The following is a 13543-nucleotide window of genomic DNA, read 5'->3' as shown; positions in this document are numbered from 1 at the left end:
AGGATGTTTCAATTGTGCGGCATCGGTCTTTCTATATAAAGATAAGAATACGCGAAAAGGAGGGGTTTCCATGTTCGTCATCTCCGCGATCATCCTGCTGCTGCTCGCCGCGTTGTGCGCCAAATTCGTTCGCATGCCCGCCGTGCCGACCGCCGACGGAGCCGCCGTTATGGCGTTCGCGATCTTCACGCAGGGCGTGTTGGTCCATTTTGCGGGAAAAGGCTCGGCATGGACGATCGGCTTCGCCGCCTTCACGCTGCTGCTCTGGCTGTTCCTGCTGACATGTTATCTGGGTTCTGTGCTGGACGGCAGCTTCAAAAGCCGCCATTGGAAAGATCCCGTCGGGCGTTTCGCGATCGGGACATGGGTAGCCGGGACGGGAGCGGCGCTGACGGCGGCCCATCTGAATATTCCGCAGCTGCATCCGGTGCTGGTGGCGCTCGGCATCCTGAACGTGGGACTGCTGATATTCTACCTGTTCGGGGCGTCGCTGGCGGCGGGGGAAATCGCGGGCCTGCGGTTGACGGGCAAACTGCACGGCGTGATTTTGCTGACGACCGTCGCGCTGCAATCCGTCTGCCTGATGCTGCACGAGCTGTTCGGAGCGAAAGAATACATGGTCTATCGCGTGCTGATCCTGCTGGGCATCCTGTTCTATCTCGCGGGCGTCGCGCTGTTGTTCCTGCGTTATCGCCGCCGCGGCTGGAATCTGGCGGACGATTGGCCGGAAAGCAACTGCATTCTGTACGGCGCCGTCGCCATCACGGGAGCGGCCGCGCTGAAGTCGTCGGTGTTCCCGGCAGGCGTATTGATCGGCATCTGGATGTTCGCGCTGCTGCTTCTGCTGCTCGTCGAAGGTGCGGAAATCGTGCGGGCCGTCCTGCGCGTGCGTCGGTACGGCTTGCGAAAAGGACTCGGCGCGTATGCTCCGGCGCAGTGGTCGAGACTGTTCACGCTGGGCATGTTCTACTTCTTCGGCCGGGAAGCCGCGAAGCTGTTCGGCGATCATGCACCCGGATGGATGGATGTCCTTCATGTATGGACGGTGTATGGCGGTGCATGGATAATTGTTTTTCTTTTTGTCGCTCAACTGTTGGTTTGGTTGATTCATTTCTTCGTTCATTCGTCCACTGGTAGAAAACATTCTTCTTAAAAATTTTCGTATAAATATACAAAAAACGCTGCGGACGGAGTATGATAGGAGCAACGGATTTTGACTTATACAGAAAATGGAGAGATCAACCATGACCCGATTCGAATGTGATTATACTCAAGGCGCGCACCCGCGCATTTTGCAGCGACTGTTGGAAACGAATATGGAACAGACCAGCGGCTACGGTACGGACGAGCACTGCGAGCGCGCACGCGGCCTGATCCGTCAGGCTTGCGAAGCGGACCGCGCGGACGTTCATTTCCTCGTCGGCGGCACGCAGACGAACACGACCGTGATCGCCGCGCTGCTGCGTCCGCATCAAGGCGTATTGTCGGCCGATACCGGGCATATCGCGGGCCACGAGACCGGCGCGATCGAGTCGACGGGACATAAAGTGCTGACGCTTCCGCATCAAAACGGCAAGATCACGGCGGAGCAGGTGCGGGAAGCTTACGAGGCGCATCTGAACGACGGAGCCAAAGAACATCTGGTGCAGCCCGGCATGGTCTACATCTCGCAATCGACGGAGAACGGCACGATCTACAATCTGGCGGAACTGCAAGACCTCAGCGCCGTTTGTCGACAGTACGGACTTCCGCTGTTCGTCGACGGCGCGCGTCTCGGTTACGCGCTGGCGGCCGAAGGAAGCGACGTTACGCTGGCCGACCTGGCGCGCCTGACCGACGTCTTCTACATCGGCGGCACCAAGCTGGGCGCGCTGATGGGCGAAGCGGTCGTGATCATGAACGAAGCGCTCAAGCGCGATTTCCGTTACCTGATCAAGCAGCGCGGCGGTCTTCTGGCGAAGGGACGCTTGCTCGGCATTCAATTCGAAACGCTGTTCGAAGACGGCCTGTACTTCGAAATTTCGCGTCACGCGGTAAGCCTGGCGATGAAACTTCGCAGCGGCCTGCAAGAACTGGGCTGCGGCTTCCTGCACAACTCGCCGACCAACCAACAGTTCCCGATCCTGCCGAACGCTTTGCTGGAAGAGTTGAGAACCAAGCACACGTTCACGACGTGGGAAAAGGTAGACGAGAAGCATACCGCCGTTCGTTTCTGTACAAGTTGGGGAACGACGGAAGAAGAGGTCGACGAGCTGTTGGCCGATCTGCAAGGCGTCAAGCAAAAGGAACAGATGCCGGCAGATGCTTTGTGTTAATACGACGACCGTTATGAGTGTTTGCGAAAACGAATAACTGCATATCTCCATTTAATTTTTTCTTTTTGAGTGCAATCGTGTACGTTTAGCTCAAACAACTGGATTTATGCATTTATTTTCGTAAATGATCCGGTTTGGCGAGAATTAAATGGATTGTTGCGGTTATTTCAATAAAGTTGGCCTGTAGACGCGGTCGAATTCACAAGAAGCTGCCTCCAAATCCCAATCCGGGTCGGAGGCAGCTTCTTTCGTTTTACGTATTCAAAATGTTTTCCTGCTCGCAGGTTCGATTTATAGTTCTTCCCCGTTCGATTCGATGACCTTGCGGTACCATTCGAACGAATCCTTTTTCATCCGCTGCATCGAGCCGTTGCCTTGATTGTCGCGGTCGACGTAGATCATGCCGTAACGCTTTTTCATCTCGCCGGTCGTGAACGACACGATATCGATGATGCCCCACGGCGTGTAGCCCATCAGGTCGACGCCGTCGTAGAGGACCGCTTGCTTCACGGCTTCGATATGCGAACGCAGATAGTCGATGCGCTGCGGATCGTGGATCGAACCGTCGTCTTCGACATTGTCGACCGCGCCGAAGCCGTTTTCCACGATGAACAGCGGGATTTGATAGCGGTCGTAGAAACGGTTCAGCGTATAGCGCAGGCCCGTCGGGTCGATCGCCCAGCCCCAGTCGCTCGATTTGATGTACGGATTTTCGACGCTGTTCGCAAGTCCTCCATTGAACACTTTGCCGTCGGTATCGTCCTGCATGTCGCTTTTGACCGTCGTGGACATGTAGTAGCTGAAGCCCAGGTAATCGACGGTGCCGCGCTTGAGGATCTCGGCGTCGCCGTCTTCGAACGGGATCGAGATGCCTTCGCGTTCGAATTCTTTGAGCGCGTAGCTCGGATAATAACCGCGCACCTGCACGTCCGGGAAGAAGTAGCGCTCGCGCATCGATTCTTCGGCCAGCATCACGTCTTCCGGGTTCGAGGAGAACGGATAGATCGGCACGTGGGACGCCATTGCTCCGATCAGGAAGTCCGGATTAATCGCTTTGCCTTTGATCACGGACAAGGCGCTGGCGAGCAGCTCGTGGTGGCCGGCCCGGTACATCACTTCGCGGGCGTTCTCGCCTTCCTCGACGATCACGCCGGAATTGGTCCACAGGAACAGCGGATTGCGGACGTCCATCTTGTTGTTGATCTCGTTGAACGTCATCCAGTATTTGACCTTGTCCTTGTAGCGGTCGAAGCAGACTTCGGCGAATTTGACGAAGAAGTTCACCACTTTGCGGCTGCGGAAACCGCCGTATTCGCGCGCCAGATGCAGCGGCATCTCGAAGTGGGACAGCGTGATAACCGGCTCTATGCCGTGTTTCAACAATTCGTCGAACAGGTCGTCGTAAAATTGCAGACCTTCTTCGTTCGGCTGCTCTTCGTCGCCGTTCGGGAAGATGCGGCTCCAACCGATGGAAGTGCGGAGCGCTTTGAGGCCCATTTCGGCGAACAGCGCAACGTCTTCTTTATAACGGTGGTAAAAGTCGATCGCTTCATGGTTGGGATAGAACTCGTTTTCTTCGACCTTGTCGCTGATGCGGCGCGGCACGCCGTGTTCGCCCGCCGTCAGCACGTCGACGACGCTCGGGCCTTTGCCGCCGGCGTTCCAGCCGCCTTCGAATTGATGGGCGGCGAGAGCGCCGCCCCACAGGAAGCCTTCCGGCATTCGTTTTTTTTCGTTGAAATCAGAAGCAGTCATAGATGAAAATCCTCCTTATTTGACGACCGTCAGCAGCTTGGTGCTCAGCGTGCTGGAGGTCAACTTTTCGATAATCACGTCTTTGTAGTCAAAAGCATTGGTGACCAAGACCGGAGTGATGGTCGGCATACCGGCTTTTTGGATCGCTTCCCGGTCGAACTCCAGCAGGAGATCGCCTTTCTTGAACGCTTGGCCTTCTTCGGCATGCAGCGTGAACGGTTGTCCTTTGAGCTTCACCGTATCCATGCCGACATGGACGAACAGCTCGACGCCGCTTTCGGAGCGCAGGCCGATCGCGTGGCGGCTCGGCGTCGTCGTGGCAACCACGCCGTCGAACGGCGCGTACAGCTTGCCTTCTTCCGGCTCGATCGCGATACCGGGTCCCATCGCTCCCGTGCTGAACGCTTCGTCCGGTACTTCGGACAGCGGAAGCACGCGGCCTTTCAGCGGAGATAACACAGCTTCGTCGTCGAGCAGCAGCGCTTTTTGAGTTGCGGACGCGTCAGGCGCGCTCTGCATGTCGACGGTTTGCGGAGCCGTGGCCGCAGTTACGCCGCCGCGTGCGGCAGCTTTGCCGGTCTCGGCGTCGCCGCCCGCGAACGCTGACGCTTTCTCGGTCGCGTCTTCGCCGTAGCCGAGGAACAGGATCATCAGCACCGGCAGCACCAGCGAGATCGCGCAGCCGACCAGGATGCCCCAGACGGACGTCGGATAACCTTCGTTGATGCCGTTGACGATGGTCAAAGGACCCGGCAGTCCGGCATACGCGAAGTAATACGGGTTGAAAAAGCTGGCGACGATCGCGCCGATCGCGCCGGAGATGCAGCCGTAGATCATCGGTTTCTTGAACTTGAGCGTGATGCCGTAGATGGCCGGCTCGGTAATGCCGAAAAGGCCGGTAATGCCCGCGGATACGCCGACTTTGCGCGTTTCCTGCGAACGGGTCTTGATGATGACGCCGAGTACGGCGCCGATCTGAGCCACGATGGCGATCGTCTGGTACGCCTGGAACGAATCGCGTCCGTACTGCTCGAAGTTGGCGAGTACCATCGGCGTGACGCCCCAGTGAACGCCGAAGATGACGATGACCTGCCAGAAGCCGCCGACGATCGCTCCGGCGAGCGCAGGCACGTTTTCAGCCAGGAAGTTGTAGCCGTTCGCGATGCCGTTGGCGCCCCACGTGGACAGCGGACCGATCAGCGCGATGGTCAGCGGCACCATGATGACGAGGCACAGGAACGGCACGAACAGCGGACGGATGACTTCGTGCATGATCTTGTTCAGGAACTTTTCCAAATAAGACAAGATCCAGACCAGGAACAGCGGCGGCAGCACGGACGAGGTGTACGTCGTCTCGGTCAGCGCGATGCCGATAAAGCGGAAGTTTTCGCCGTCCGCTATACGGGTCGCGATGCCCGCCCAATCCGGGCTGACGAGCGCGGCGCAGCTGGCGACGGCGATGAACGTGTTGGTCTTGAAGTGCTTCGACGCCGTGATGGCGATAAAGATCGGCAGGAACGTGAACGGCGCCCAGGAGATGAAGCTGAATACTTCGTAGGTGCCGGTCTGTCCGAATGCCGGATAAATCAGGTTGGCGACGATCAGCAGACCTTGCAGGATGCCTGCGGCCGCCAGTATGTATACGAACGGGGCGAATACGGCCGACATGGTCGCGATTATGCGGTTCAGGATCGTGCCTTTCGGCGCGTCGTCTTCCGTGTTCGCGTCAAGGTTCGCGAGTCCCGCGAACGACTCGTACACTTCGCCGACATGTTGGCCGATGACGACCTGGAATTGCCCGCCGTTTTCGACGACGGTAATAACGCCGGGCATGGCCGCTACTTTTTCTTTCGCTTCGGGGCCGGACTCTTTGAGTACCAACCGGAGTCTTGTCGCGCATCGCGTAGCGCTTACAATATTGTCGCTGCCGCCGACGGCGTCCAGTATGTCTTTTGCCAATTTCGGATAATCTCTTACGCTAGCTGCCAAAGGAATTCCTCCCGTCGATCTGAATATCAATCTGATAATTGTACCGGTATAATTTATTAGTACCCAAACAAAATAAGATTGAACAGACAATTAAATAAAAAGAGTCAAATTGGTTTTCTGTACCGTTTTCGAAAAAAGAGTGTGCTATAATTTCGGTAAAATCAGGGGACTCCCCCAACGAAAAGGACAATAAGCCGATGCTCAAATACCAGCAGATCGCGGACGAAATCGAACAATATATCGAAGAACGGGGATTGCAGCAGGGGCACAAACTTCCGGTGCTCGAAGAATGGATCGCGCGTTTCGACGCCAGCAAAAGCACGCTGACCAAAGCCTTGGAACTGCTGGAGCGCAAAGGCGTCATTTTCCAGGTGCGGGGCAGCGGGATCTTCGTCAGGCGGCACAAGCGCAAAGGCTATATCAGCTTGACCTCCAACCAGGGCTTCAAAAAAGATCTGGAAGGCTTCAAGCTCAGTTCGAAAGTGCTGGAGTTGGACGTCCGCAAGCCGACCCGCGAAGCCGCCTCCAACCTCAACCTGACGGTCGAAGACGACGTGTATTACGTGAAGCGCGTCCGGTACATCTACGAGCAGACGCTGTGCTTGGAAGAGTCGTATTTCAACAAATCGATCGTCACCTACCTGAACCGCGAGATCGTGGAAGAGTCCGTGTTCGAGTACGTCAAAGGAGGTCTGGGTCTCAAAGTCGGCTTCTCCGACCAATACATGCACGTAGATAAGCTGAACGCCGAAGAAGCCGGACATCTGGGCCTCCAAAAAGGCGACCCCAAGTTCGTCATGGAGAGCATCTTCTACCTGACCAACGGCCAGCCGTTCGATTTCTCGAAAGTGACGTACAACTATGTACAGTCGCAGTTTTTCATTCAGGCGGGTGGATGAAAAAGGCTGGACGGCTCCGAGAAAGTTCGTTAGCGTATGCTTCCGAGGTGTCTTTCTTCGAAAGGCTTCAGGTCGCGTGTTGCAATTGGGAAGCTAGATTGTAATTCAACAAGGAAGCTTCCCAATTGCAAAGGCGAACGCTAGCGCTCCTACGCGAACTCCCCCTCCGCCTAAGGCCTTTTTCTAGGGGTTAAGGTAGGCAAAAGAGAAAATCTAAGAGCGAAGAGCAAAGCGGAAGAAAAAGCATGCGGCCTTATTAAGGCCGCCAACGTGTCGAGAAAGTTCCAACGTAGCTGGAAGCGAGAAGACGGAGAGAGAAATTCAATGAAGGAACGACAGTGATCGCCTTTGAAATCGGGAAAACACCACTAAAATTCAATCTTTTTCCCGATTTCAACACGCGACCGGAACGAATTTCTCTCGGAGTCTTCTCGCTTCCTACGCAAACGTGATTTTCTCGACAGACTGGCAGCGGCCCTAATAAGGCCGCTTTTTCGCGTCGCTTAAACGGCGAAGGTAAAAAAGAACTCGGTAAATGGCGGGCGGCGTGGGTAAAAGGCTCTGTGGGCCGAAATCGGCCGAGCGGACAGAATAGACAGAAAAAGAGCCGCGCTGGATATCCGAGGAGGAGTGAGAAGAACATGAAACCGGAGACTGTGCAAAACGAACAAGATTACTCGTCGCCCGCTTACCTGGACAAGCTGGACGCGTATTGGCGCGCCGCGAACTATTTGTCGGTAGGACAGATTTATCTCAAAGACAATCCGCTGCTCAGGCGGCCGATCGAAGACGAGGACATGAAGGTGCATCCGATCGGCCATTGGGGCACGGTGCCGGGGCAGAACTTTATTTACGCGCACCTCAATCGGGTCATCAACAAATACGACCTGAACATGTTCTATATCGAAGGGCCGGGCCACGGGGGACAAGTGATGGTCTCGAACGCTTACCTGGACGGCAGCTACACCGAGATTTATCCGAAGATCACGCAGGACGAAAGCGGCATGCAGCGGCTGTTCAAGCAGTTTTCGTTTCCCGGCGGAGTCGCGTCGCATGCCGCGCCGGAAACGCCGGGATCGATCCATGAAGGCGGCGAGCTGGGTTATTCGCTGTCGCACGGCGTCGGTACCATTCTCGACAATCCGGATCTGATCGCGGCGGTCGTGATCGGGGACGGAGAAGCGGAAACCGGGCCTCTGGCAGCTTCGTGGTTCTCGAACCGCTTCATCAATCCGATCCATGACGGGGCCGTGCTGCCGATCCTGCATCTGAACGGATTCAAGATCAGCAATCCGACGATCATGGGCCGGCAGACGGACGAGGAGCTGGAGCAGTATTTCCGGGGACTCGGCTGGGAGCCGCTGTTCGTCGAAGGCGACGATCCGGCGATCCTGCATCCGCAGATGGCGGGAGCCATGGATACGGCGATCGAACGGATCCGGAATATTCAGCGCTATGCCCGTGAAGACCAAGACCCGTCCCGCCCGGCGTGGCCGGTCTTGATCTGCCGAACGCCCAAAGGCTGGACGGGACCCGAGAAATGGGACGGCCTAACGATCGAAGGTTCGTTCCGAGCGCATCAGGTGCCCATTCCGGCCGACCGCGAGCATATGCAGTACACGCCGGCGCTGACGGAATGGATGAACAGCTATCGCCCGCAGGAGCTTTTCGACGAAAACGGGCGCTTAAAGTCGGAGATCGCGGACATCCTGCCGCGGGGAGAACGCCGCATGGCGATGAATCCCGTCACCAACGCGGGAAAGTTGATCCGGGATTTGAAGCTGCCGAATCTCGCGGATTACGCCGTGAAGATCGACAAGCCCGGCGCGCAGGACGATCAGGATATGCACGTGCTCGGCGAATACGTCCGCGACGTGATGAAGCTGAACGAGGAGAATCGCAACTTCCGTATTTTCGGGCCCGACGAGACGATGTCCAACCGGCTGTCCGCCGTATTCGAGGTCACGAAGCGGCAGTGGGTGGCGAAGATCGACGAGGTCAACGACGAGGACATGGCGCATTCGGGCCGGGTCATCGATTCGCAGCTGTCCGAGCATCAGGCGGAAGGCATGCTGGAAGGGTACGTGCTGAGCGGCAGACACGGCTTTTTCGCCAGCTATGAAGCGTTCCTAAGGGTCGTCGATTCGATGATCACCCAGCATTTCAAATGGATGCGCAAAGCGTCCGACCTGCCGTGGCGCGCGGATATTCCGGCGCTGAACCTGATCAGCTCGTCGACCGTGTTCCAGCAGGATCATAACGGCTACACGCACCAGGACCCCGGCATCCTGACCCATCTGGCGGACAAAAAGCCGGAGCTGGTCCGCGAGTATCTGCCGGCCGACGCCAATACGCTGTTGGCCGTATTCGAAAAAATCGCCAACGACCGCCAGCGGATCAACGTGGTCGTCTCGTCCAAGCATCCGCGTCCGCAGTGGTTCAGCGCGGAAGAAGCGGCGGAATTGGTGGAACAAGGACTGAAAATCGTCGATTGGGCGAGCACGGCGACAAAAGGCGAAGAACCGGATATCGTCATCGCCGCTTCCGGCACGGAGCCGACGGTCGAAGCGTTGGCCGCGATCCAGATCCTTCATCAACAGCTGCCGGAGCTGAAGATCCGCTGCGTCAACGTCGTCGACCTGCTGAAGCTGCGCCATCATAAGCGCGATCCGCGAGGGCTGACGGAAGACGCGTTCCAGGCCTTTTTCACCGTCGACAAACCGGTCGTGTACGCGTTCCACGGTTACGAAGGACTGCTCAAGGACCTGTTCTTCGACCATGCCAACCGCAACCTGCACGCGCACGGTTACCGGGAAAACGGCGATATCACCACTCCGTTCGACATGAGAGTGCTGAATCAAATGGACCGGTTCAGCATCGTCAAAACGGCCGTGACCGCCCTGCCGCACAACGAGCGTTACGCGGAGATCGTGCGGAAGATGGAAGATATGCTGGACAAGCACACGCGCTACATCCGGGAAGAAGGCCGCGACCTGCCGGAAGTGACGGAATGGCGTTGGGAAGGGTTGGAGTAATTTTTCTCATGTGAAGTTTTCGGGAAGGCCGCTTTGTAAAAAGGCGGTCTTTTTTTGCTGCGATTTTTTTAAAAAAATAATACTGGAATAATCGTTCCGAAAAGAGTATGATGGATTCAGGAAAGAAAAGGAAAGGAGGCATGACGATGGCGCGGACCAAAGAATTCGACCGGGCGCAGGTGCTCCATAAGGCGATGCTGCTGTTCTGGGAAAAAGGGTACGACGGCACGAGCATGGCCGATCTGCTGGAGACGATGGGCATCAGCCGGTCGAGCATGTACGAGACGTTTACCGACAAGCATTCCTTGTATCTGGAAGCGGCGCAGCTGTACAAGCGGACCAGCCAGGAAAAACGGAAGTTCCTGTTGGAAGCCGAGTCGGCCAAAGAAGGCATCCGTCAGTATTTCGAGCGTCATATCGACGGATCGTTCCGCGAAGACACGCCGATGGGCTGTCTGGTGACGAACACGATCGTGAACGTCGATTCGCCGGGAGACGAGATCAATGTTCTGATGCGGGCGCATTTCGACGAGCTCCGGGTGGCTTTTCTGGAACTGCTGAGACGCGGACAGGAATCGGGCGAGATCGCGGCGGATCGGAATGTCGAGGATCTGGCGTACATGCTGCTCACGATCAATCACGGGATCAACGTCGCGGCCAAGCTGAACAACAGCCGGGAGCGGGCGGAAAGCATGATCGATACGTTCTTGGGTATGCTGTAAAAAAGAAAATAGGAGCACGAAGCCTATTTTTTTGGTCATTACGGAACGATCGTTCCGAAATATGAAGGAGAGTGAATGAAAATGACAAACACAATGAACGTGAAAGTAAGCCCCGATTCGGGATCGCGAAACGAAAAACAAATCCCCGGCTGGTTATTGCTGTTCCTGGCTGCGGCCTGCGGGATCATCGTGGCTAATCTGTATTACGCCCAGCCGCTGGTCGAACCGATCCGCCAAGCGATCGGCCTGTCCGCAGGTTCGGCCGGTCTGATCGTGACGCTGACGCAGATCGGCTACGCGGCCGGCTTGCTGCTGCTCGTGCCGCTCGGCGACATTTTAGAAAACCGGAAGCTGGTGTCGGTGCTGCTGTTCTTCACCGTCGCGGCGCTGGCGTTATCGGCGGTCGCCGGAAGCGCGCCGCTGTTCCTATTGGCCGCGCTGCTGATCGGACTCGGTTCCGTCGCCGCGCAGATTCTCGTTCCGTACGCATCGCATTTGGCTTCGGAAGAGTCGCGGGGGCGGGTCGTCGGCAACGTCATGAGCGGACTGCTGCTCGGCATCATGCTGGCGCGCCCATTGTCCAGCCTGCTCGCCGGTTGGTTCGGCTGGCGTTCCATTTTCTTCGTATCGGCCGGTCTGATTCTGCTGCTGGCACTCGTCCTGCTTCGCGCCCTGCCTAAACGGCATCCGGAGTCCGGCATGACGTATCCGCAGCTGCTGCTCTCGATGCGCCGCCTGCTGACGTCGACTCCGGTCCTGCGCCGCCGCGCCGTGTACCATGCCCTGCTGTTCGCGTCGTTCAGCTTGTTCTGGACGACGGCTCCCCTGCTGCTCGCAAGTCCCGCTTTCGGCTTCTCGCAAACGGGCATCGCGATCTTCGCGCTCGTCGGCGTAGCTGGCGCGGCGGCGGCTCCGATCGCGGGCCGACTGGCTGACCGGGGGTGGAGTTACGTCGCGACGGGATTGGCTTTGGGTGTGGTCGCCGCTTCCGCGTTCCTGCCGATGTTCGTCCACCACCGCTCGATCTTCACCGTCGGCCTGCTGGTTGCCGCCGCCGTGCTGCTCGACCTAGGCGTGTCCGCCAATCTGGTGCTGAGCCAGCGGGCGATCTTCTCGCTCGGCGCCGAAGCGCGCAGCCGCCTGAACGGCCTGTTCATGGCGATCTTCTTCGTCGGAGGCGCGGCCGGCTCGGCAATCGGAGGCTGGGCGTTCGCTTCGGGCGGCTGGCAGGTGGCGATGATGATCGGCGCCGCGCTTCCGCTGTTGGCACTGGCTTATTTCGCGACAGAAGGCAGCGCGCAGCGGCGGCTCGAGCGGGTGAGCGGCCTGTGTGAGAATAAAGAGTGTTAAAGCTGTCTGTTTTTTAAAAATTGAATTTTAAGAGTGAAATAGATGCATAATTCAATGTATAATTAAAAAAATGAAAATCAACAGTGGAGGAGTGAGAATATGCCTTATGATAAACTTTCTAAGCTTCGCTATAAATTAGATGCAGATGCTTACAAAGCCGAGTTTTACAAAAGACGTAACAGTTATGGCACATATTTGACTTCGTTAAGCATTAACGGTTTTCGCAAAGGTAGCGTGATGAAGGAATCGTACGAGCTGTTCTATGTTAATACTCCCGAACTTATGAATCTGCACAGTCAAGTGTTATTAAACAGTTCAAAAATTTCTTCATCGATCGGCCAACTTCCTGCTTTTGTCATCGAATTGTATTTTCAAAAACTCATCGTGAACGAAGCTCAGAGCAATAACGAAATCGAAGGCATACGTAGTACAAAGAAAGAGTTGCAAGAAGCTTTGGCGGAATCCGGAAAGAATAAGCACACCGAAAAACGTTTCGTAGGGATGATGAAGACTTATAAGTACATCGACAAGATTCCTCTTTTTGAAGACATCAAACACTTTAGAGAACTATACGATAATTTTGTGTCTGACGAAGTAGGAACAGAAAACACTCCTGACGGACAATTATTTAGAAAGGGGTATGTGGAGATTAACGATGGTATGAGCACGACGCATATTGGTGTAAGGTCTGAGGAGAAAATCATAGAGTCGCTTGATGCCTTGGTTGATTATCTCAAGGATGAAACTCATCCTCCTTTATACAAATATATGATTTCTCATTATTATTATGAATATGTTCATCCATTTTACGATGGGAACGGTAGAACAGGGAGATTAATTGTAGGAAGCTATCTTTCTAAATATTTAGAAAAGTATTCGGCTATCACGTTTTCATACGCCATAAATAAAGATAAGAAAAAATATTATAAAGCTTTAGAAGAAATCGCAGTTCCCTCCAATCAAGGAGAAATCACTTTTTATTTGATTGACATGCTGACTTTGTTGTCGGCAGGACAACAAAGTGTTATCGAGGACTTGGATCTCAATTTAATGAAATACAAGAAGATAAGAAGTTATTTTAAGCATCCTGATTGGGAGAATCTTCTTGAAGAACGCGCTCTTCTGAACTTGTTTATTAGCGTGAGTGTTTTTATAGACGAAGATTATGTTTTTCCGTTACAACAGCTTTTGGAAGTATCTAATTTGTCGAGATATAAGGCAACAAAGGCTTTAAATTACCTGATTGAAAAAGAATATATCGAAGTCATTGGGAAAAATCCGAAATCGTATAAAATATGCGAAGAATGCATTGAGCGAATTTTAACGACATAGGAAAGAGTTTATCAGAGCAGTAAAACGAGCCGTCCAATAAAAGGACGGCTTTTGAAATTTATGCGAAATCAATTTGATCCCCGAATTTCGTATGAAAACGCCTCCAATTATCCGGGTAGTTTGCGAACGGGCATCTATCTTAAAAT

Annotated in this window: 9 protein-coding genes; 7 read left to right on the top strand and 2 right to left on the bottom strand. The window is 55.0% G+C overall.

Annotated features, from left to right (window positions below):
• The first annotated feature begins 70 nt into the window (after positions 1–70).
• Positions 71–1153: a hypothetical protein gene (locus HRQ63_RS19130; RefSeq protein WP_172246735.1), complete on the top strand. Its 1083-nt coding sequence runs from the start codon at positions 71–73 to the stop codon at positions 1151–1153.
• A gap of 91 nt (positions 1154–1244) precedes the next feature.
• Entirely contained in the window at positions 1245–2315 is a 1071-nt protein-coding gene (locus tag HRQ63_RS19125) for a threonine aldolase family protein (protein WP_172246733.1), read from the top strand.
• Between the two features lie 291 nt (positions 2316–2606).
• On the opposite strand, the gene bglA is transcribed toward HRQ63_RS19125, so the two are convergent.
• Positions 2607–4037, bottom strand: a complete 1431-nt coding sequence (gene bglA, locus HRQ63_RS19120) for a 6-phospho-beta-glucosidase BglA (RefSeq protein WP_172246921.1) — start codon at positions 4035–4037, stop codon at positions 2607–2609.
• A 48-nt stretch (positions 4038–4085) separates the two neighbouring features.
• Positions 4086–6059 (bottom strand): beta-glucoside-specific PTS transporter subunit IIABC, encoded by a 1974-nt coding sequence (locus HRQ63_RS19115; RefSeq protein WP_172246731.1) that lies wholly within the window; start codon positions 6057–6059, stop codon positions 4086–4088.
• A gap of 197 nt (positions 6060–6256) precedes the next feature.
• Between HRQ63_RS19115 and HRQ63_RS19110 the strand changes: the two genes are divergently transcribed.
• The 5 genes from HRQ63_RS19110 to HRQ63_RS19090 all read left to right on the top strand — a co-directional run bounded on the left by HRQ63_RS19110 (position 6257) and on the right by HRQ63_RS19090 (position 13397).
• Positions 6257–6958: a GntR family transcriptional regulator gene (locus HRQ63_RS19110; protein ID WP_172246729.1), complete on the top strand. Its 702-nt coding sequence runs from the start codon at positions 6257–6259 to the stop codon at positions 6956–6958.
• Positions 6959–7599: 641 nt separating this feature from the next.
• Positions 7600–9993 carry a phosphoketolase family protein gene (locus tag HRQ63_RS19105; RefSeq protein WP_172246727.1) on the top strand — a complete coding sequence of 798 codons (2394 nt, stop codon included), beginning with the start codon at positions 7600–7602 and terminating at the stop codon, positions 9991–9993.
• A gap of 146 nt (positions 9994–10139) precedes the next feature.
• Positions 10140–10715, top strand: coding sequence for a TetR/AcrR family transcriptional regulator (locus HRQ63_RS19100; RefSeq protein ID WP_172246725.1), 576 nt, complete (start codon positions 10140–10142; stop codon positions 10713–10715).
• Positions 10716–10796: 81 nt separating this feature from the next.
• A complete protein-coding gene (locus HRQ63_RS19095; protein ID WP_229714301.1) occupies positions 10797–12065 on the top strand; it encodes an MFS transporter in 1269 nt (422 codons plus the stop codon).
• Positions 12066–12164: 99 nt separating this feature from the next.
• On the top strand, positions 12165–13397 hold the full coding sequence (locus tag HRQ63_RS19090; protein WP_172246723.1) for a Fic family protein: 1233 nt from the start codon (positions 12165–12167) through the stop codon (positions 13395–13397).
• Positions 13398–13543 lie beyond the last annotated feature (146 nt).

Source organism: Saccharibacillus endophyticus (assembly GCF_013185185.1).
GTDB lineage: Bacteria > Bacillota > Bacilli > Paenibacillales > Paenibacillaceae > Saccharibacillus > Saccharibacillus endophyticus.
Note: the sequence above shows the minus strand (reverse complement) of the source record. Positions and strands in the feature narration are given on the sequence as shown.

Coding starts and splice junctions, on each gene's coding strand:
- HRQ63_RS19095 (WP_229714301.1), top strand. CDS start 10,797: ATGACAAACACAATGAACGTGAAAGTAAGCCCCGATTCGGGATCGCGA.
- bglA (WP_172246921.1), bottom strand. CDS start 4,037: ATGCCGGAAGGCTTCCTGTGGGGCGGCGCTCTCGCCGCCCATCAATTC.
- HRQ63_RS19105 (WP_172246727.1), top strand. CDS start 7,600: ATGAAACCGGAGACTGTGCAAAACGAACAAGATTACTCGTCGCCCGCT.
- HRQ63_RS19100 (WP_172246725.1), top strand. CDS start 10,140: ATGGCGCGGACCAAAGAATTCGACCGGGCGCAGGTGCTCCATAAGGCG.
- HRQ63_RS19110 (WP_172246729.1), top strand. CDS start 6,257: ATGCTCAAATACCAGCAGATCGCGGACGAAATCGAACAATATATCGAA.
- HRQ63_RS19125 (WP_172246733.1), top strand. CDS start 1,245: ATGACCCGATTCGAATGTGATTATACTCAAGGCGCGCACCCGCGCATT.
- HRQ63_RS19130 (WP_172246735.1), top strand. CDS start 71: ATGTTCGTCATCTCCGCGATCATCCTGCTGCTGCTCGCCGCGTTGTGC.
- HRQ63_RS19090 (WP_172246723.1), top strand. CDS start 12,165: ATGCCTTATGATAAACTTTCTAAGCTTCGCTATAAATTAGATGCAGAT.